Annotated in this window: 1 protein-coding gene; it reads left to right on the forward strand. The window is 64.7% G+C overall.

The window, feature by feature from the left end:
- Positions 1 to 167: 167 nt before the first annotated feature.
- The coding region (locus AC0L3B_RS38455; protein ID WP_473382825.1) for a hypothetical protein at positions 168 to 422 on the forward strand (255 nt) is incomplete at its 3' end.

Below are 422 nucleotides of genomic sequence, written 5' to 3' on the forward strand. Positions count from 1 at the left end.
GGCCTGATACAGCGCCTGGTCGGCGCTGTCCATCAACACGTAAAGGTCCAGCGCCTGGGCATGGGTCGAGGCCAGACCCAGGCTGGCGCTCAGCCCCTGCACCGGGCCGGCCTTCAGTTCGCCGATGGCCTGGACCAGTTGCGCTGCGAGGCGGCGCGCTGGCGGTGATGCCGGTCGATGACCGGGTGTCCCAGGTGCTGGTCATGCTGTTTGCCGTGGGCATGTCGGTGAGTGCGGTGTCGTGCTATTCGGCCTATCGCTACATGTCGCTGGTGTCCATGTACCTGGTGCTGTTGCCCTGTACCCTGTGGCTGCTGTTCCAGCCGTCACCGATGCAGGTGGGCGTGGCGCTGGCGGTATTGGTGTTCTCGTCCTTTGTGGTGGGTGCCACGCGCAAACTCTCCGACGCTTTGGAAAAAGCC

Source organism: Bradyrhizobium sp. Kon56 (assembly GCF_055807635.1).